General features: G+C 63.9%; 16 protein-coding genes. 8 read left to right on the top strand and 8 right to left on the bottom strand.

Translation table 11 applies throughout. The features are described from left to right. Window positions 1–204 precede the first annotated feature (204 nt). The 7 genes from R3F72_RS03020 (at window position 205) to tldD (ending at window position 10,680) form a co-directional block, all read left to right on the top strand. Window positions 205–1,242, top strand: coding sequence for a rod shape-determining protein (locus R3F72_RS03020; protein ID WP_071232911.1), 1,038 nt, complete (start codon window positions 205–207; stop codon window positions 1,240–1,242). 57 nt (window positions 1,243–1,299) lie between these two features. Next, window positions 1,300–2,271, top strand: a complete 972-nt coding sequence (gene mreC, locus R3F72_RS03015; RefSeq protein ID WP_303853433.1) for a rod shape-determining protein MreC — start codon at window positions 1,300–1,302, stop codon at window positions 2,269–2,271. Window positions 2,272–2,273: 2 nt separating this feature from the next. Further along, window positions 2,274–2,753 (top strand): rod shape-determining protein MreD, encoded by a 480-nt coding sequence (gene mreD, locus R3F72_RS03010; RefSeq protein ID WP_110598221.1) that lies wholly within the window; start codon window positions 2,274–2,276, stop codon window positions 2,751–2,753. A gap of 104 nt (window positions 2,754–2,857) precedes the next feature. Then, the gene (locus R3F72_RS03005; RefSeq protein ID WP_332778880.1) at window positions 2,858–3,472 is read left to right on the top strand and encodes a Maf family protein; all 615 of its coding nucleotides are present in this window, start codon (window positions 2,858–2,860) and stop codon (window positions 3,470–3,472) included. A gap of 257 nt (window positions 3,473–3,729) precedes the next feature. Continuing rightward, window positions 3,730–5,205, top strand: coding sequence for a ribonuclease G (gene rng, locus R3F72_RS03000; protein ID WP_087717943.1), 1,476 nt, complete (start codon window positions 3,730–3,732; stop codon window positions 5,203–5,205). A 28-nt stretch (window positions 5,206–5,233) separates the two neighbouring features. After that, window positions 5,234–9,214, top strand: a complete 3,981-nt coding sequence (locus tag R3F72_RS02995; protein ID WP_332778879.1) for a YhdP family phospholipid transporter — start codon at window positions 5,234–5,236, stop codon at window positions 9,212–9,214. Window positions 9,215–9,225: 11 nt separating this feature from the next. Further along, window positions 9,226–10,680, top strand: coding sequence for a metalloprotease TldD (tldD, locus tag R3F72_RS02990; protein WP_087718115.1), 1,455 nt, complete (start codon window positions 9,226–9,228; stop codon window positions 10,678–10,680). Window positions 10,681–10,743: 63 nt separating this feature from the next. On the opposite strand, the gene yjgA is transcribed toward tldD, so the two are convergent. Beyond that, window positions 10,744–11,259 (bottom strand): ribosome biogenesis factor YjgA, encoded by a 516-nt coding sequence (gene yjgA, locus R3F72_RS02985; RefSeq protein WP_256961046.1) that lies wholly within the window; start codon window positions 11,257–11,259, stop codon window positions 10,744–10,746. 183 nt (window positions 11,260–11,442) lie between these two features. On the opposite strand from yjgA, the gene pmbA reads away from it, so the two are divergent. Next, complete coding sequence (gene pmbA, locus R3F72_RS02980) at window positions 11,443–12,783, top strand: metalloprotease PmbA (protein WP_087718113.1); 1,341 nt, start codon at window positions 11,443–11,445, stop codon at window positions 12,781–12,783. A 154-nt stretch (window positions 12,784–12,937) separates the two neighbouring features. On the opposite strand, the gene R3F72_RS02975 is transcribed toward pmbA, so the two are convergent. The 7 genes from R3F72_RS02975 to R3F72_RS02945 form a co-directional block, all read right to left on the bottom strand. After that, the gene (locus R3F72_RS02975; RefSeq protein WP_087717941.1) at window positions 12,938–13,327 is read right to left on the bottom strand and encodes an acyl-CoA thioesterase; all 390 of its coding nucleotides are present in this window, start codon (window positions 13,325–13,327) and stop codon (window positions 12,938–12,940) included. A gap of 72 nt (window positions 13,328–13,399) precedes the next feature. Beyond that, on the bottom strand, window positions 13,400–14,755 hold the full coding sequence (gene mgtE / locus R3F72_RS02970; RefSeq protein WP_071232903.1) for a magnesium transporter: 1,356 nt from the start codon (window positions 14,753–14,755) through the stop codon (window positions 13,400–13,402). 108 nt (window positions 14,756–14,863) lie between these two features. Beyond that, on the bottom strand, window positions 14,864–15,133 hold the full coding sequence (locus R3F72_RS02965; RefSeq protein ID WP_332778878.1) for an HPr family phosphocarrier protein: 270 nt from the start codon (window positions 15,131–15,133) through the stop codon (window positions 14,864–14,866). Continuing rightward, window positions 15,120–16,076: an RNase adapter RapZ gene (gene rapZ / locus R3F72_RS02960; protein WP_087717939.1), complete on the bottom strand. Its 957-nt coding sequence runs from the start codon at window positions 16,074–16,076 to the stop codon at window positions 15,120–15,122. Before rapZ ends, R3F72_RS02965 begins: the two co-directional genes overlap by 14 nt. A 17-nt stretch (window positions 16,077–16,093) precedes the next feature. Next, on the bottom strand, window positions 16,094–16,573 hold the full coding sequence (ptsN, locus tag R3F72_RS02955; RefSeq protein WP_332778931.1) for a PTS IIA-like nitrogen regulatory protein PtsN: 480 nt from the start codon (window positions 16,571–16,573) through the stop codon (window positions 16,094–16,096). A gap of 9 nt (window positions 16,574–16,582) precedes the next feature. Next, on the bottom strand, window positions 16,583–16,891 hold the full coding sequence (gene hpf, locus R3F72_RS02950) for a ribosome hibernation-promoting factor, HPF/YfiA family (RefSeq protein WP_071232900.1): 309 nt from the start codon (window positions 16,889–16,891) through the stop codon (window positions 16,583–16,585). A 131-nt stretch (window positions 16,892–17,022) separates the two neighbouring features. Then, window positions 17,023–18,456 carry an RNA polymerase factor sigma-54 gene (locus R3F72_RS02945; RefSeq protein WP_332778877.1) on the bottom strand — a complete coding sequence of 478 codons (1,434 nt, stop codon included), beginning with the start codon at window positions 18,454–18,456 and terminating at the stop codon, window positions 17,023–17,025. Window positions 18,457–18,593 lie beyond the last annotated feature (137 nt).

The raw sequence follows: 18,593 nt of genomic DNA, 5'->3' as shown, positions 1-18,593 counted from the left end.
CGTCTCCGGAACGATTCGTCTCTGGAGCGTTCGTCGCGAAAAGGCCGCGAAGGTTCGCGACCTCATGTTCGCCACGTGCAAGAAATGGAGGAGACATTATCATATTCACGCCCCATCTGGCAGGCTCGCGCTTGCTGCTTTACCCCCACGGTGATACCGTTTGCGTCCGCACAGGGTTCCGGTCTGGACTAGGTAAAAGTTTCCATGTTTAAACGTTTACGGGGGCTGTTCTCGAGCGATCTGTCGATCGATCTGGGAACCGCCAACACGCTGATTTACGTCCGCGGTCGCGGTATCGTCCTGGACGAACCCTCCGTTGTGGCGATTCGCCAATCCGGCAACATGCGCAGTGTTGCGGCCGTGGGCCTCGACGCCAAGCGGATGCTGGGGCGCACGCCCGGTAACATTACCGCCATCCGTCCGATGAAGGATGGCGTGATTGCTGACTTCACCGTTACCGAGCAGATGCTGCAGCACTTCATACGCAAGGTTCATCAAAGCACCTTCCTGACACCCAGTCCGCGTGTGCTGGTGTGCGTTCCCTGCATGTCCACGCAGGTCGAGCGCCGCGCGATCAAGGAGTCCGCCGAGGGCGCCGGAGCGCGTGATGTCTATCTGATCGAGGAGCCTATGGCTGCCGCGATCGGTGCCGGTCTGCCGGTCGAGGAGGCTCAGGGGTCGATGGTCGTCGATATCGGTGGTGGCACGACCGAGATCGCGATCATCTCGCTCAACGGCGTGGTCTATTCCGAATCCGTGCGTGTGGGTGGCGACCGTTTCGACGAGGCAATTACCTCCTACGTGCGCCGTCACTACGGCAGCCTGATCGGCGAAGCCACGGCGGAGCGGATCAAGGAAGAGGTCGGCTGCGCCTATCCGGGTGGCGAGCTGCGCGAGATCGATGTGCGCGGCCGCAATCTGGCCGAGGGCATTCCGCGCAGCTTCACGCTCAACTCCCACGAGATTCTCGATGCGCTGCAGGAGCCGCTGGCGTCCATCGTGACCGCGGTCAAGAGCGCGCTGGAGCAGTCACCGCCGGAGCTTGCTTCGGATATCGCCGAACGTGGCCTGGTGCTGACCGGTGGCGGGGCCCTGCTGCGGGATATCGACAAGCTGATTGCCGAGGAAACCGGCCTGCCGGTCATCATCGCCGAGGATCCGCTGACCTGCGTGGCACGCGGTGGCGGCAAGGCGCTCGAGATGATCGATCAGCATACCTTCGAACTGCTCTCCAGCGATTGAGGCCAGCCGCGACGGATGAAGCCGCCGGGTGGCGCCATCCGTCCACGGTAGGTGGGGGTGAGGCCTATCAAACCGCTGTTTTCCTACGGCCCGATACCGACGTACCGCATGCTGTTGTGTGCGGTGCTGGCATTCGGGCTGATGTTTGCCGAACATCGCTTCAGTGCGGTGGAGACGGCGCGTTCTCATTTGACCACGGTCGTGGCGCCCATTCAGTGGTTGGTGGCGCTGCCGAGTGAGGGGGTGCGCTGGAGCGCCATGGCGATCTCCGATCAGCAGGCGCTGATCGACGAGAACGGGCGGCTGCGCGAGCAGCTGTTGACGCTCTCCAACCGCGTGCAGCGCATGGCGAGCCTGACCGCCGAGAACATCCACCTGCGCGAGCTGCTGAACGCGCCCAATCCTGCCGATGTGCCCTACATCACTGCCGAGCTGCTGTCGCTGGACTCCGATCCGTTCACCCAGCAGATGGTGATCAATCGCGGTCGCCGCGACAGCGTCTACATCGGCCAGCCGGTGATGGACGCCTCTGGACTGATCGGTCAGGTGGTATCGGTATCCGCCTATACCAGTCGCGTGCTGATGGTGGCCGATGCCAACCACGCCGTGCCGGTGGAGATCAATCGTAACGGTCTGCGCTTCATCGCTCAGGGCACCGGCCAACTCGATACGCTCAATATTCCCAGCGTGCCGGCCACGGCGGACATTCGCGAAGGCGATTTGCTGGTGACTTCCGGTCTAGGAGGGCGTTTCCCGCAGGGATATCCGGTGGCTCGAGTCGACGAGGTCAAGCGCGAGTCGAGCCAGGCATTCATGGAGGTGTCGGCCGAGCCGATTGCCCAGCCGGAGCGATCGCGCTACTTCCTGCTGCTGTTTCCCCCCGAGCGTCCCGACGAGAACCTCAGCGGACCGGAGCGCATGGCGCGACAGGTGGTCTGGCCGGGTGATCCGGCGCATCCCGACGCCAACCGTATCAGTGAAGAGGCGTTGACCGCCGCGCTGATGCTGCAGTCGACGGAGCAGGAGTGAACATGGGCCCGTTCGGTTATCTCTTTGTCTGGTTCACGCTGCTGCTGGCGCTCTGCCTGCAGGTGATGCCGCTGCCGGATGCCTGGCTGGTATGGCGTCCGGACTGGCTGGGCGTGCTGCTGGCCTACTGGTGTGTCGCCACGCCGCAGCGGGTCGGCGTGCTCCACGGCTTCGTGCTGGGTCTGATGCTCGATCTGATCGAGGGCGCGCCGCTGGGGCAGAATGCGCTGGTGCTCTCGCTGTTGGCCTATCTCTTTCTGCTGCTCTATCAGCGCTTCCGGGTCTACTCGATCTGGCAGCAGGCGGTGCTGGTCTTCATCCTCCTGGGTATCGCGCAGTTGGTGGAGCAGTGGCTGCGCACGATCTTCGGGCCGATCTCCGTCAGCCTGGAATTCCTGCTGCCGGCGCTGATCGGGGCGCTGCTGTGGCCGTGGCTCTTCACCATGATGCAGGTGGTGCGGCGTCGGCTGGGAATCGGTTAGGTTCGGCAATCGACGCTGTCGAGGCGCCTCCGGCATGATCGGCGTTTCTCGGCTGCGGTGCCGCCGCGGCCCGAAAACTCTCAGGTTTCCGACGAGGAATCACGATGGCCTCCTTTCTTCAATCCACTTCCCGGGCTGTCCTGCGCCTGGCATCGGCCTCGCCGCGTCGGCGCGAGTTGCTGGCCTCGATCGGTGTTGCCGTCGAGATCGCGCCCGCGGATATCGACGAGTCGCGCCGCGAGGGTGAATCGCCCGAGGACTTCGTCTCCCGTCTGGCCCGCGAGAAGGCCGAGGCGGGCCACATCGGCAGTTCGTTGCCGACGCTGGGTGCGGACACCGTGGTGGTCTGCGATGGTGCCATTTTCGGCAAGCCGAACGACGAGGCGCACGCCCGCGAGATGCTGGCGACGCTGTCCGGGCGGACCCATCGCGTACTCTCGTCCGTGGCGGTGATCGGCGCCCACGGCATGCGTGACTGTCTCGTTGCCACTCGCGTATCCATGCGCCGAATCGACGAGGCGGAAATGGCCGCCTACTGGGCGACGGGAGAGCCGGCGGACAAGGCCGGCGGCTACGCGATCCAGGGACACGCGGCCATCTTCGTCGAACGGCTGGAGGGAAGCTATTCCGCGGTCGTCGGGCTGCCGCTTTACGAGACGGCGGGACTCCTGCGCGCTCAGGGCATCGCCTTGTGGGATGGTGTCGGGGCTGTGTCATAATCTCGAGCATGGCCCCAACAACTCGCAAGAATCTGTTTACGATCTCGCGAGCTAGAGTCTCGATTCTGGATAATTCGGGGCGAAAACACTTTAGGATGCGGAGTTTACATGGGGTTAAATGAGCATTCCGAAAGTGTTTGCCTCGCTTCGCTCGCCCTACGGGCCAGCCTCCGGCTGTTGTCTCCGCGAAGCTCCGACTCAACAATGTTTGGCCGACGCGCAGCAGATCGTAGGCAGGTTCTGACAAGGATGCCCGCATGAGCGGTGAAGTACTGATCAATCTGACGCCGATGGAGACGCGGGTTGCCGTGGTGGAAAACGGCGTGCTGCAGGAAGCCTTCATCGAACGCAGCCGACGCCGCGGTATCGTCGGCAATATCTACAAGGGCAAGGTCGTTCGCGTGTTGCCGGGCATGCAGGCCGCCTTCATCGATATCGGACTCGAACGCGCGGCGTTCATCCACGTCAACGAAGTGCTGCCGCCGGATGCGCCGCACGATTCGGTGCGCGATGAGCCGGCCTCCATCAGTCATCTGCTCCACGCCGGGCAGCCGCTGGTGGTCCAAGTCACCAAGGACCCCATCGGTTCCAAGGGCGCGCGGCTGACGACCCATCTCTCCATTCCTTCCCGCTATCTCGTCTACATGCCGGATTCGCCCCATGTCGGCGTGTCGCAGCGCATCGAGGACGATACCGAGCGCGAGCGACTGAAGGCCCTGGTCGAGAGTGGCAAGGCCGAGCTGCCGGACGAGGGCTGCGGTGGCTTCATCATTCGCACCGCCGCCGAAGGCGTCGGCCAGGAAGAGCTGTTCGCCGACATGGTCTTTCTGCAGCGTCTGTGGCAGAAGATCGCCGAGCGACGCACCACGGCGCCGGTCGCGACGCCGATCTACGACGATCTGCCGCTGTTCATTCGCACTCTTCGCGACGTGATGCGGGACCAGATCGAGAAGGTGCGCATCGACTCCCGCGAGAACTACTTCAAGCTCAAGGAGTTCGCCCGGGAGTTCATGCCGACGATGGAGTCGCGCATCGAATACTATCCCGGCGAGCGGCCGATCTTCGATCTCTACAGCGTCGAGGACGAGATCCAGAAGGCACTGGGGCGCAAGGTGCAGCTCAAGTCCGGAGGATATCTGGTCATCGACCAGACCGAGGCGATGACTACCATCGACGTCAACACCGGCGGCTATGTCGGCCATCGCAATCTCGAAGAGACCATCTTCAAGACCAACCTCGAAGCGGCCACCGCCATCGCCCGCCAGCTGCGGCTGCGCAACCTCGGCGGCATCATCATCATCGATTTCATCGACATGGAAGAGCTGGAGCATCAGCGTCAGGTGCTGCGCGTGCTCGAGAAGTCGCTGGAGCGGGATCACGCCAAGAACAAGCTGACCGGCGTTACCGAACTGGGCCTGGTGCAGCTGACCCGCAAGCGCACCCGAGAGAGCCTCGAGCAGACGTTGTGCGAACCCTGTCCGACCTGTCTGGGGCGCGGCTCGCTGAAGACGCCGGAGACGGTCTGCTACGAAATCTTCCGCGAGATTCTGCGCGAAGAGCGTGCCTATTCGCCGGAAACCTACATGGTGCTGGCATCGCAATCCGTGGTTGATCGTCTGCTGGACGAGGAGTCCGCCGCCGTGGCCGATCTCGAGTCCTTCATCGGCAAGACCATCCGCTTTCAGGTCGAGGCCCACTACTCCCAGGAACAGTACGACATCGTACTGATGTGAGCCGATGAGCCGTCCGTGGATCACTCGTTTGCGACTGACATGGCGCTGGCTGCTGATGCTGGTCGCTCTCGTCGCCATCGTCGTCGCCGTGCTCTCGACCGGCGTTCGACTGGCGGCGTGGCAGATCGACCGGCTAAGTCCCTGGCTTGCCTCGACGCTGGAACATCAGCTCGATGCCCAGGCCGAACTCGGCCGGCTGTCGCTGGCAGTTCGCCACTGGAATCCCCGCCTGGCAGTCGACGATCTCCGCTTGACGAGCGAAAGTGGACGGCCACTGCTCAGTATCAACCACGCGGCAGGTCGTCTCGAGACGCTGGCGAGCTGGCAACTGGGCGCGCCGGTGATTCGGGAAGGCGAGGTCGCCGGCATGACGCTGCATCTCTACCAGACCGCCGATGGCCAGTGGGCGTGGCCGGATGGCGCGGGCAGCCGCTGGTTCGGCGGGCCCGACGATTCGAAGTCCTCATCGTCACTCGGCGTCGATGGCTGGTTGCGCACGCTGATGCGCCAGCAGGCGACGTTCGAGGATGTCACGCTGGTGCTGCATGGGCCGCGCGAGCAGGATGGACAGCGCGAGCAGGCGCGGGTGGCGGTATCCCGGCTGACGCTGGCCAGTCGAGGCAGTCAGGCGTCGATTCAGGCCTCGCTGAATGCCAGTGACGAAAACGCCGGACAGCTGCATCTGACGATCGAGAGCGGCGACCAGGAGACGGGCACTGGAGCGGATACGCCCGGCGGCGCCAGCCATCCCGAGGCGCGCTTCGCCGGAAAGCTCGATCTGGCTGCACTGTCGCCGGCGCTGGCGGTGGCGAGTTCGGGCTGGCCGAAGGCGCTGGGCCTGATCGACGGGCAGGCGTCCGTGACGGGCGCATGGCGTGATGGCGGGCTGCGCGATGGTCGTCTGTCCATGGATATCCCAACCCTCCGAGTGGTCGACACCAGCAATGAAATCTCCGAGACGCTGACGCAGCTGGGCCTCGATGCCGGACTACAGCGGCGAGCGGACGGTCACTGGCAGGCCTGGCTGGATGGCCTGAAACTCTCCCACGCCGGGCTGGCGGCGATCGATTGGCCGCAGCAGTTGCAGGCGCGGTCCACCGACAGCGGCTGGCGGCTGCGCAGCGCACCTTTCGACCTGGCGGGCATGACGGATTACCTGCGCTATCTGCCGCTGCCTTTCGAGCTTTCCCAGACCTTGATACAGCTCGACCCGCGCGGTCACGTTGCCGGCTTCGAAGTGGGGCAGGATCAGGGAGAGTGGTACGCGCAGAGTGCCCTCGAGGGGGCCTCGGTAACGGCCTGGAACGAGATCCCCGGCGGCGGCCCTGTCGATGCGTGGGTCACCTTTCGCGGGCGTGGCGGCACGGTCTCTTTTGCCGGAGATGAATCGACGCAGTTCTCGATCCCCATCGTCTACGCCGACCCTCTGGATCTCTCTCATGCCAGTGGTCAGATCGACTTCGAATTGACGCAGCAGGGCGCCGTCATCAGCGGCGAGAATCTCGAGGCGGGGTGGCGTGGCGCCAGTGCCGAGGGGCGATTCGGACTGACGCTCTACGATGCCCAGGACAAGCCCGGCACCTTCCTCCTCGATCTCGCCTTTGCCAATGCCGATGCACGAAACTCGCGAGTGCTGTCGTGGCTGCCGACGCGAGTGATCGACGACGAGCAGCTGCGCGAGTGGTTCGGCGGTGATATCGGCGGCATCGTCAAGCAGGGAAAGCTGGGGCTATCGGTCACCTTGAGCGACAAGGAGGCGCCGGAAGGGAAGATGTTCGTCAACCCGGACGACTACTTCACGCTGTCGCTGGACGTTGCCGACGGGCGACTGCAGTACGCACCGGAGTGGCCGGCGCTGGAGCGGGTCTACGGCCACCTGCAGATGGAAAACATGAATCTCGATGCCGATATCGAGCACGCCACCAGCCATGGCCTGACGACGCGAAACGCCGTGGTCAAGCTGGCCGACAAGCAGCTGACCATCGATGGCGACGTCGATGGCAGTAGCGGCGGCGTGCTCGATTTTCTGGCTCACGCACCGTTGGAATCGATGAGCGAAACGTTTGGACGCTGGCAGAGCGAGGGCGCGGTCAATGCGAGGCTCCATGTCGCCATGCCGATGACCGACGGGAGCGATGCCGAGACAGACATGGCAGTCGACATCCAGGGGCAGATCGACGCGAAGAGGCTGACCTTTCCCGAGCTGCAACTGACGCTGGCCGATATCGGCGGCGACTTGCGTTATCGTCGTGAAAAAGGCGAGGACTACGTCACGGGGAATCTGAACGCCCGGGCTTTCGATGGGCCGACCCAGGCTCACTTCAACATCGGTGGCTACCAGAATGGCTCCAGCGGTATTGCGTTCGAAGGAGAGGTTCAGGGGGGCGGGCTACTCGAGTGGGCCGGTCTGGGCCGTGTCGACGGTCTGCTGAGCGGTTCCTTCCCCTATCAGGCCAGCATGGACTTCGACGATCAGGGCGACTCCAAGAACGGTGCCAGCCTGACACTGCGTAGCGATCTGCAGGGGCTGGAAATAGCGCTGCCGCCGCCATTCGGTAAAGTGCCCAAGTCCGAAGAAGCCCTGACAATCGATGCCGATATCGCCGCGGGTACCGGCAGCGTGACGCTAGGGAGCTGGGGGCGTGCGCGCTGGCGAACGATCGAGGATCAGGCCCAGGGGCAGGTATGGCTGGAAGGGTGGCCGGGCAAACAGGCGGCCTGGCCCAGCGAGCCGGGCTGGTATGTGCTGTGGCGTCCGGACCGCGTAGATACGCAGCGGTGGGTTCAGGCGCTGACCCAACTGGAGGCTACCGATGCGGCTTCGGCGCCAGAAAACCGCCTCGAGACCACGCTCGAAAACGACGCCGACAACCCAGACGCCCAGCCTGTGAGCGATGGTGGCGGGCTCAAACGGGTGGCACTGTCGACGCCATGCGTCCTAGTAAAAGGCCGTTGTCTCGGGGGCTTGCAGGTCGACGCCGCGCCGCTTTCCGATGGTTGGCGGCTTTCGCTCGATGGCGGCATCGCCGCTGGCGAGGCAAGCTGGCAGTCGGAGTCGGCGATGCCGATCGATGTCGATCTGCAGCGGCTCAATCTCGATGCGTTGACGCCCGACGACAAGGGAGCGGAGGATTCCTCTAGCCTGATGGAGGCGATCGAAACCGCACCTCATCCGATTGCGCTGCCTGCGGAACTGGCCAAGGCACCGGCGGGCCACGTGCGTATCGCGGAGCTCGAGCGTCAGGGGCAGCGATTCGGGCCGTTGGAAGCGACCTGGCGGGCCGACGAGCAACGCCTGACCGTCGAGCCATTGACGCTTTCCCTGGGCGAGCTGGATCTGTCGGGATCGCTCGACTGGGAGGCCGCCGGGAGCGCGAGCCTGAGCCGGGCCCGGTTGCAGGCCAACGGCGGCGATGTCGGGAGCGTGTTCCGTGTGCTGGATCAGCAGGTGCCGATCACCAGTGAAAGCGCCAAGGTCGATCTCCAGCTATCCTGGCCGGGCGCGCCCTGGCAGTTTGCCCTGCCGCTGTCGACGGGGCGGGTCCAGGCCACGATGAGCAACGGGCGGCTGCGTCAGATCCATTCGTCCGGGGCCAAGCTGGTGGGGCTTTTCAACCTCGACAATATCCTGCGGCGCCTGCAACTGGACTTCTCCGACGTCACCAGCGGCGGTACCTCTTTCAATGGCCTCAAGGGCAGCGCTACCCTGTACAACGGGCGTCTGCAGACCGAAGGGCCGATCGTGATCGATGGCACCGCGACGCGGTTCACGCTGGCCGGCAGCGTCGATCTCAACCGCCAGACGCTGGATCAGCGCCTCGGGATCACCGTTCCCGTAAGCCAGAATCTGCCGCTTGTCGCGGTCATGGCCGGCGCGCCGCAGGTCGGCGTTGGCCTATTCGTCTTCGACCAGCTGTTCGGCCGCTGGCTGGATCGGGCAACGCAGATTTACTATCGCATCGAGGGCCCCTGGTCCTCGCCGAACATCAACCTGGAAAGTGCCCAATGACACTGAGTCCGATGAGACAAACGAGTGATGATGCCCTGAAGCAGGCGTCGACGCTGTTGTTGACCCCGGGTGGGCTGGACGTGGAATCGTTGAATGTCGGCCTCGGCCACGCCATGGGCGTCGGGATCGATTACGCCGATCTCTTTTTCCAGCGCACCTGGCACGAGATGTGGGTGCTGGAGGATGGGGAGGTCAAGGACGCCAGCTACAGCATCGATGGCGGCGTCGGCGTGCGGTCGCTCTCCGGCGAGAAGACCGGATTCGCCTACTCCAGCCAGATCAGCCAGGACGCGCTGCTGGATACCGGGCGCACGGCTTCCGGTATCGCCCGCAGCGGCGATCGGCGCGCCCCGAAGTCGATCCAGGTCGCCGCGGCGGCCTCTCGCTATCAGGGCATCGATCCGCTGAGCGGGCTGAGTGCCGAGGACAAGATCGCCATGCTCAAGCAGGCGGATCGCGTGGCGCGGGCGGCGGACCCCAGCGTGACGCAGGTCAGCGCGTCGTTGACCGGTGTTCACGAGGTGGTGCTGGTGTGCGCCAGCGACGGCACGCTGGCGGCCGACATCCGTCCGCTGGTGCGCTTCAACGTCAACGTGATCGTGGCGAAGGACGGCAAGCGTGAACGGGGCAGTGCCGGCGGCGGCGGCCGTTATTCCATGGAGCGGCTGCGCGACGAGAACGTGGCCGACAAGTACGCTCGCGAAGCGGTTCGTCAGGCGCTGGTCAATCTGGACGCGGTGGCCGCGCCCGCGGGCCAGATGCCGGTGGTGCTGGCCAATGGCTGGCCGGGCATTCTACTGCATGAAGCGGTGGGCCACGGGCTCGAGGGCGACTTCAACCGCAAGGGGAGCTCCTCCTTCGCCGGCCGTCTGGGCGAGCGGGTCGCCGCCAAGGGCGTCACGGTGGTCGACGACGCCACGCTCACCGACTGCCGCGGGTCGCTCAGCATCGACGACGAGGGCACGCCGGGTCAGTACACGCCGCTGATCGAGGATGGCATTCTCACCGGCTACATGCAGGACAAGCTCAACGCCAGGCTGATGGGCATGAAACCCACCGGCAACGCGCGCCGCGAATCCTACGCCCACGTCACCATGCCGCGCATGACCAACACCTACATGCTGGCGGGCCAGGACGATCCGGAAGAGATCGTCAAGAGCGTCAAGCGCGGCATCTATGCGGTCAGCTTCGGCGGCGGCCAGGTGGACATCACGTCCGGCAAGTTCGTGTTTTCCGCCTCCGAGGCGTATCTGATCGAGGACGGCAGGATCACGGCGCCGGTCAAGGGCGCCACGCTGATCGGCAATGGTCCTGAGGCCATGTCGCATGTCTCGATGATCGGCAACGACATGGCGCTGGATAGCGGCATCGGGGTTTGCGGAAAAGAGGGGCAGGGGGTGCCGGTTGGCGTAGGCCAGCCGACGCTGAAGCTGGACGAGATCACGGTCGGTGGTACGGCATCCTAGGCCACGAGTGCAGAGGATGCGTAACTCGACCGTTTGCCGGTGCCGGGTCGTCGTGGCTGGCGCTCAGAGCCCGACGGTATCGCGGAGCAGCTGGAACAGCTTGCGCGAACTGGCGGGCGGCTTGGCACGCTGCTTCTCGCTGCGAGCGTTGCGAATCAGCTGGCGCAGTGCCTGGCGGTCGACCTGGGGGTGCGCTTCGATGAACGGCTCCAGTGCTTCGTCATCGTCGATCAATCGATCGCGGAGCTGCTCGAGCCGGTGGAAAGCCGCGTTGCGCTGGGCATGCTCCTGGTCGATCTCCTCGAAGGCGGCCCGGATCGCTTCGCGATCTTCCTTGCGCATGACCTTGCCGACGTACTGCATGTGGCGACGGCGGCCTTCGTGGGAACGGATGCGTCCGGTTTCTTCGACGGCGTCACGCATGTCGTCGGAGAGCGGCAGTCGAGCGCGCACGGCCGGGTCCAGCGCGATGATGCGCTCGCCCAGTGCCTGCAGCTCCTGCATTTCGCGTTTGAGCTGGCTCTTGCTGGGAGGCGCGTCGTCCTCGAAAGCCATGTCGTTGTCCGAACCCTTGCCCATGTTGTTACCCCAAGCGACGAATGAAGGCCGCAGTATATCAGCGTGAACCCGCACGCCAACGCATGGGGTGCATCATGCGTGTGAAGCCGGGCCGCAAGGCCGCTTCGATGGCCTGCGTTACCGGCAACCCCGGGCTGTGATCCGAATGTCCACGATCCGAGTTTCATGAATCAGGAGTCCGAGATGAGTCAAGCTTTCAATGCCGAGGCGCAGCAGTCGCGTCTCGAGGAGCGCGCCGGCATGGCGCTGGAGCTCGCCAAACGACTGGGAGCGGACGCCTGCGAGGTGGGTGCCAGCGTCGACCAGGGGCTGGGCGTGAGCGTGCGGCTCGGCGAGACCGAGACCGTGGAACTCTCCCGCGATCAAGGCATTGCGGTCACGGTGTACGTGGGCAACCGCAAAGGCAACGCCTCCTCGTCGGATGCGGGCGATGCCTCCATTCGTGCCGCGGTCGAGAAAGCCATTTCGATCGCGCGATATACCGGCGAGGACCCGGCGTCGGGGCTGGCGGACGCCGAACTGATGGCGACCGATCTGCCGGATCTGGATCTGCATCATCCCTGGGCGTTGAGCACGGACGAAGCGATCGAGCTGGCGTTACGCTGCGAAACGGCCGGCCGCGAGCAGGCGGGCATCACCAACTCGGAGGGAGCGAGCCTGTCTTCTTCCGAGGTGGTCACGGTCTACGCCAACAGTCACGGCTTCCTGGGCAGCAAGCGTGGCACGCGGCACTCGCTTTCGTGCCTGCTGATCGGGGGCAGTGGCGATGGCATGCAGCGCGATCATGATTTCACCACGGCGCGCCGGGCCAGCAATCTGGCCAGCCCGGAATCGGTGGGCATCAGCGCCGCCGAGCGCACGCTGCGCCGGCTGGGCGGTCAGCGCCCGAAGACCGGCCGATTGCCGGTGCTGCTGGCGCCGGACATGGCTCGCGGATTGGTCGGCAACCTGCTCAACAGCATTGCCGGCGGAGCGCTCTATCGCGAGTCTTCTTTCCTCTGTGACCAGCTGGGCGAGACGCTGTTTCCCGAGTGGTTCTCGCTGGGCGAATATCCGCGCGAGATCGGTGGCATGGCGAGCGCCGCGTTCGATGGCGACGGCGTGGCCACGCGCGACAATGTCTTCATCGATCGAGGCAAGCTGGCGAGCTACATGCTGGCCGCCTATAGCGCTCGGCGACTGGGACTGCAGACCACCGGCAACGCCGGTGGCGCGCGCAACGTGCGCATTCAGGCGCCGACGACCTCGCTGGAGGACCTGATGCAGCAGATGGGAACGGGCATCATGGTGACCGAAATGATGGGCCAGGGGCTCAATCCGGTGACCGGGGACTACTCGCGGGGCGCTGCGGGCTTCTGGATCGAGAATGGCCAGATATCCCATCCGGTCGAAGAGTTCACCGTGGCGGGCAACCTGCGCGACATGTTTGCCGGCCTGCGGGGAATCGGCGATGACATCGACCGACGCGGCAGCATCCAGACCGGCAGCTGGCTGCTCGATTCGATGACGATTGCGGGGCAGTAGTTGCCCGGGCTTCGCCCGGAGCTGTGAGCTTTAAGCTGTAAGTAAAACCGTAAGCCGATTGGTTATGCAGGTAAATGGTTGCATCCCGGCTTACGGCTTACGGCTTACGGCTTACGGCTTACGGCTTACGGCTTACGGCTTACGGCTTACGGCTTCAGCCCTCGAAGCGGTCCTTGATATAGGTAATCTCGGTGCGGCCGTGGGGCGCGGGGGTCCCGTCGTCGCCGAGATTCACGAAGACCATTCTGTCGATCGTCAGGATACTCTTGCGGGTGATCTTGTTACGCACGTGGCATTCCAGCGTGATCGAGGTGGTGCCGAAGTGCGTGGCCGTAATGCCGAGCTCGATGATGTCCCCCTGACGGGCGCTAGAGACGAAGTTGATCTCGGAGATGTACTTCGTCACGACCTGGGCGTTACCCAACTGAATGATGGCGTAGATCGCCGCTTCCTCGTCGATCCAGCGCAGCAGGCTTCCACCGAACAGTGAACCGTTGGGATTGAGATCCTCGGGCTTGATCCATTTGCGGGTATGAAAGTTCATCCGCTGCTCCTCGTTGGCATCACCCGGCGTCGTGGCCCGCCCTGGCGTTCGGTGGTCGGGCCTGCCGGGTCGTTACAGATAAAAGGCAGTCGCCAGACCCAGGAAAGCGACGAAGCCGACCACGTCGGTAATGGTCGTCAGCAGCACGCCGCCGGACAGCGCCGGGTCGATCTTGAACTTCTTGAGCAGTACCGGAATCAGGGTGCCGGCCATCGTGGCGACGGTCAGGTTGATGACCATCGCCATGGCGATGATCTGCCCCAGCCGGATGTCGTCGAAGCGGAAGACCGACATGGTGCCCACCACCACGGCCCAGATCAGACCGTTGGTCATGCCGACGAGCAGTTCGCGGATCAATAGCCATCGCACGTTGGCGCCGGAAACGTGGCCCAGCGCGATGCCGCGAATCAGCACGGTCAGCGTTTGCGAGCCGGCGATGCCGCCCATGCTGGAGACGATCGGCATCAGCACCGCGAGAGCCGCGATCTGCTGAATGGTGTCCTCGAAGAACCCGATGGCGATAGAGACGATCGTTGCCGCGATCAGATTGATACCGAGCCAGAATGCCCGGCGACGGCTCGTTCGCAGCGCCGGGGCGAAGGTGTCTTCGTCCTCGTCGAGACCGGCCATGCTCATGACCTGATGCTCGGCATCCTCGCGGATGACGTCGACCACGTCGTCGATGGTGATGCGGCCGAGCAGTTTGCCGTCGATGCCGACTACCGGCGCCGAGATCAGGTCATGCTTCTGGAACAGCGTCGCGACGTCGCTGTCCGAGGCGGTGGCCTGAATGGAGTGGAAGTCGGTCTCCATGACCTCGCGCACCAGCACCGAGACATCCGAGACCAGCAGGCGGTTGAGCGACAGGATGCCGATCAGCTCGTCACGACGCGTGACGACCAGCAGGGTGTCGGTGGCATCCGGCAGGCGCTCGTGGCGGCGCAGGTAGCGCAGGACGACATCCAGAGTGATATCCGGGCGGATGGTGATCGCGTCCGGGTTCATCAGGCCGCCGGCGGTATCCTCCGGGTAGGAGAGGACCGCTTCGACCCGCTGGCGTTCCTGCGCCTCCATCGACTGGAGGACTTCCTGGATGACGGTATTGGGCAACTGCTGCAGCAGGTCGGCGAGGTCGTCGACATCGAGACCCTCGGTCGCCGTCAACAGCTGCTCGGCATCCATGCGGTTGAGGAATTCGATCTGGACGTCATCGCCCAGATACTGCAGCACGTCGCCATGCAGCTCGGGGTCCAGCAGGCCCCAGAGAATCTCGCGCTCCTTGGGTGGGCTGGACTCGAGCAGGTGGGCGACATCCACCGGCGCCAGGCCGCGATTGAGCATGCGCCGCGCCTGATCCAGTGCGCCGCTTTCGAGAGCTTCGTTGAGCTTGGCCAGCCGTGGCTGCAGCTTTTCGGGATTGTTGCTCATCCTGAACGGTCATCCTTGAACGACTGGCGGGATGAGCATTCTACCATCGTCGAGCAAAATGACGAGGATGGAAAACGCTGTTCACGAACGGTGTGAAGAGAGTGGGAGCTACTCGTCTTCGTGGAAACGCGCTTCGAAAAGTTCGGCGATCGCGTCCATGGCGGCGTCTGCATCGTCGCCCTCGGTAGTCACGGTCAACTCGGTGCCGCAAGGCGCGGCTAGCATCAGCAGAGACATGATATTGGCGGCATCGGCCTGCCGCTCACGGTGTTGAACCGCGACACGGACGTCGAAGGGTTGGCAGCATTGGACCAGTTTGGTGGCGGCGCGGGCGTGCAGCCCACGACGATTGGTCAGGCGAAGTTCACGTGTCGGCATCGCGCTTGAGTGATCCTGCGTCTTTTGTTGGTGCATCCTGCGGCGCCGGCTCGCGCGGTTCCGAATCCTGCGGGAGCGCGGTCTGAATACCGAGTTCGCGATGGCGAAGTCGAATGTCGGTGGATTCATGATGGAAGTGGCGAGCCAGGCGTTCGATCAGGTAGACCGAGCGGTGCTGGCCGCCGGTGCAGCCGATCGCCACCGTCAGGTAGCTACGATGGCTGGCCAGGTAGGCGGGCAGCCAGCGAGTCAGCCAGGCGTGGATATCGCCCGCCATGGCGTGGACGTCGGGGTAGGATTCCAGAAACTCGACGATCTGGGCATCGCGGCCGTCATAGGCGCGCAGGCCGGGGTCCCAGAACGGATTGGGCAGGCAGCGCGCGTCGAAGACCATGTCGGCGTCCAGCGGCACGCCGCGTTTGAAGCCAAAGGACTCGAAGGTCAACGTCAGACGGCCGCCGGTGTGCTTGGCGACCTGTTCCCCGATCCGCGCCCGCAGTTCGTGTACCGAAAGCCCCTGGGTATCGATCACCAGGTCGGCCATGCGGCGAATCGGTGCGAGATATTCCTGCTCGTGATCGATCGCCTCGGCCAGCGTCATGTCGTTGCCGCGTGTCAGCGGATGACGCCTGCGGGTGGCCGAGTAGCGCTCCAGCAGAATCTTGGCGTCGGCGGTGAGATAGACGACCTGCGTGTCGATCCTGCGCTCTCGCACCGCATTCAGCAGGACCGGGAAGCGTTCGAGCGATTCCGGCAGGTTGCGTGCATCGATGCTGACCGCCACGTTGGGGCGCGTGGGCGGAGCGCTGCGCAGTTCGTCGATCAGCGGTGCCAGCAGATTGGCCGGGAGGTTGTCGATGGCGTAGTAGCCCAGATCTTCCAGCGCCTGCAGGGCGATCGATTTTCCCGAGCCGGAGCGGCCGCTGATGATGACGAGTTGCATGCCTAGTGTGTCCTGGTTCAGTCGTCGTCGTTGGGTTGATGATGACGAATGGCATCGATCAGCGCGTCGTGCAGCGCCTGCTGAGTCTCCGCGTGACGCAACTGCTGTCTGACGCTGCCCTGATTCATGACGCCGGCGACCTCGGCCAGTAGCGAAAGGTGGGTATCGTCCGCTTCTTCCGGTACCAGCAGCACGAATACCAGATCCACCGGTTCACCGTCGATCGCGTCGAAGTCGATGGCGTCCTTCAGGCGCATGAATCCCGCGATCGGCCCCTTGCAGTGAGGGCTGCGCGCGTGAGGGATGGCAACGCCGTTGCCGATCCCCGTGCTGCCCAGTCGCTCACGTCCGATCAGACGGCTGAAGACTTCCTGGCTATCCAGGCTGGGTGTGTTTTGGGCGATGAAGGTGCTGAAGAATTCCAGCAGACGTTTTTTGCTACCCCCCGTGACCCCGTAAAGGGTACGTTCGGGGGGCAGAATGCTTTCCAGTGTCATCATCAGGCGTTAACGGGCGCCGGCGCCTTGGGCGCGGGCTTGTGCCTTCTCTTTGTGTTTGACCAGTTGACGGTCGAGTTTGTCGGCCAGTGAATCGATGGCGGCATACATGTCGGTATCGCTGGCTTCGGCGTGCAGATCGCCGCCTGCGGCATGCAGGGTACAGGCTGCCTGTTGGCGCTCCTTCTCGACACTCAGGGTGACCTGAACATTGGTGATATTGTCGTAGTGACGCTCCAAACGAACGAGTTTTTCTCCGACATAGTCCCGGAGGGCATCGGTCAGCTCGACATGATGGCCGGTAACGTTCACTTGCATGACACACTCCTGTTGCGGCAGATGGCACTTTTGATTGTAACCCTTTTCAGGTCACTGCAAAGGCATCGTGATCGATATCCTCCGGTTTGGCGAGTCCTGGATCGATTTTGCCTCGCCGTACAGTCGGGACGTCAGGAAAGGCGCTTGCGTTCACTGGACGAGGGAATGCCCATGGCTTCCCGATATTTGGCCACGGTGCGCCTGGCAACGCAGATATCGGACTGGGCAAGCAATTCGACCAATTTGCTGTCCGAGAGCGGCTTTCTGGGGGGCTCTTCGCCAATGAACTTCTTGATCCGGGCGCGAATCGCCGTGCTCGAATAGCTGTCGCCTTCCCCGCGTTGACCGCCGACCTGGCTCGAGAAGAAGTACTTGAGCTCGAACACGCCGCGAGGCGTGTGGATGTACTTCTGGGTCGTGACCCGGGAAATCGTCGACTCGTGCATGTCGACGCTGCCGGCGATGTCGGCCAGTATCAGCGGCTTCATGGCCTCTTCGCCGCGCTCGAGGAAATCGACCTGGCGCGACATGATCTCCCGGCCGACACGCAGCAGCGTGTCGTTGCGGCTCGAAAGGCTCTTGAGCAGCCAGCGGGCCTCCTGCAGATGCTGGCGCAGGAAGGTGTTGTCGTCACTCTTGTCGGCGCGCTTGATCAGGGCGGCGTAGTCGGGCTGGATGCGCAGACGTGGCAGCGCCTCGGCGTTGAGCTCGATGCGCCAGCCGTCGGGGGAGGGCGTGGCGACGAGGTCGGGAATCACGTAGTCGTCGCGGCAGGTATCGAAGCGTTGCCCGGGGCGTGGTTCGAGCGTGCGGATCATCGCGATGACGCTGTCGAGTTCGTCGTCCTCGAGCCGCAGGCGGCGTTTGAGCAGTCGCCGATCGTTGCCGGCCAGGGCCTCGAGAAACTGGCGTACCAGGCGTTTGGCTTGTGGCAGCAGTGGGGTGTCCGCGTCCAGCGTACCGAGCTGGAGCAGCAGGCATTCGCGCAGGTCGCGGGCGCCGACGCCGGTGGGGTCGAACTGCTGCAGACGCATCAGCATGTGTTCGAGATCCGCCGTGGTCACGCGATCGTCGCGCTGGGTGCGGAGGCTGAGGGCCAGTTCGTCGAGAGAGCCGGTGAAGTAGCCGTCGTCATTGATCGCGTCGATCAGACATTCGCCCAGCTCGCGCTCGCGGTCGTCGAAATCGCCCATCGCCATCTGCCACAAAAGGTGGTCGTGCAGACTGGTGGCAGCGGCGTTGCGGTCGAAATCCGGCGCCTCTTCGCTGCCGCTGCCGCTGCCCAGCGATCCGGCGGTGGCGTCCTGATAGGTGTCGCTCCAGTCGCTGTCGAGCGCCAGCTCTTCGGGAATGTCGCTGGGCCAGTCGTCTTCCGGCGCTTCCGGGGTCTCCTGCTCCGAATACTGCTCTTCCAGCTCCAGCATCGGGTTGGATTCGAGCGCTTGTTGAATCTCCTGGCACAGGTCGAGCGTCGACAGCTGCAGCAGTTGAATCGCCTGTTGGAGCTGAGGCGTCATGGTCAACTGCGTGCCGACTCTGAGTTGCAGCGAAGGCTTCATGGACATGGCGAAACGGTCGTCATAATCAACGAGGGAATAGCCACGTTACTGATTGATCTGACGACATGCAACGATTTATGCAAGAAACATGCCACTCAAGGCGGCTCAGGCAAGGCTGGCCGCCGGAAAGAAACACGGTGGGG

The sequence above is a fragment of the Salinicola sp. 4072 genome, from assembly GCF_036663415.1.
In the GTDB taxonomy this organism is placed as follows: Bacteria; Pseudomonadota; Gammaproteobacteria; order Pseudomonadales; family Halomonadaceae; genus Salinicola; species Salinicola salarius_A.
This window is presented reverse-complemented; position numbering and strand designations above follow the sequence as displayed.

Coding starts and splice junctions, on each gene's coding strand:
- hpf (WP_071232900.1), bottom strand. CDS start 16,891: ATGCAAGTGAACGTTACCGGCCATCATGTCGAGCTGACCGATGCCCTC.
- tldD (WP_087718115.1), top strand. CDS start 9,226: ATGAGACAAACGAGTGATGATGCCCTGAAGCAGGCGTCGACGCTGTTG.
- R3F72_RS02945 (WP_332778877.1), bottom strand. CDS start 18,456: ATGTCCATGAAGCCTTCGCTGCAACTCAGAGTCGGCACGCAGTTGACC.
- pmbA (WP_087718113.1), top strand. CDS start 11,443: ATGAGTCAAGCTTTCAATGCCGAGGCGCAGCAGTCGCGTCTCGAGGAG.
- rng (WP_087717943.1), top strand. CDS start 3,730: ATGAGCGGTGAAGTACTGATCAATCTGACGCCGATGGAGACGCGGGTT.
- R3F72_RS02965 (WP_332778878.1), bottom strand. CDS start 15,133: ATGCCGACACGTGAACTTCGCCTGACCAATCGTCGTGGGCTGCACGCC.
- mreD (WP_110598221.1), top strand. CDS start 2,274: ATGGGCCCGTTCGGTTATCTCTTTGTCTGGTTCACGCTGCTGCTGGCG.
- rapZ (WP_087717939.1), bottom strand. CDS start 16,076: ATGCAACTCGTCATCATCAGCGGCCGCTCCGGCTCGGGAAAATCGATC.
- yjgA (WP_256961046.1), bottom strand. CDS start 11,259: ATGGGCAAGGGTTCGGACAACGACATGGCTTTCGAGGACGACGCGCCT.
- mgtE (WP_071232903.1), bottom strand. CDS start 14,755: ATGAGCAACAATCCCGAAAAGCTGCAGCCACGGCTGGCCAAGCTCAAC.
- R3F72_RS03005 (WP_332778880.1), top strand. CDS start 2,858: ATGGCCTCCTTTCTTCAATCCACTTCCCGGGCTGTCCTGCGCCTGGCA.
- R3F72_RS03020 (WP_071232911.1), top strand. CDS start 205: ATGTTTAAACGTTTACGGGGGCTGTTCTCGAGCGATCTGTCGATCGAT.
- R3F72_RS02975 (WP_087717941.1), bottom strand. CDS start 13,327: ATGAACTTTCATACCCGCAAATGGATCAAGCCCGAGGATCTCAATCCC.
- ptsN (WP_332778931.1), bottom strand. CDS start 16,573: ATGACACTGGAAAGCATTCTGCCCCCCGAACGTACCCTTTACGGGGTC.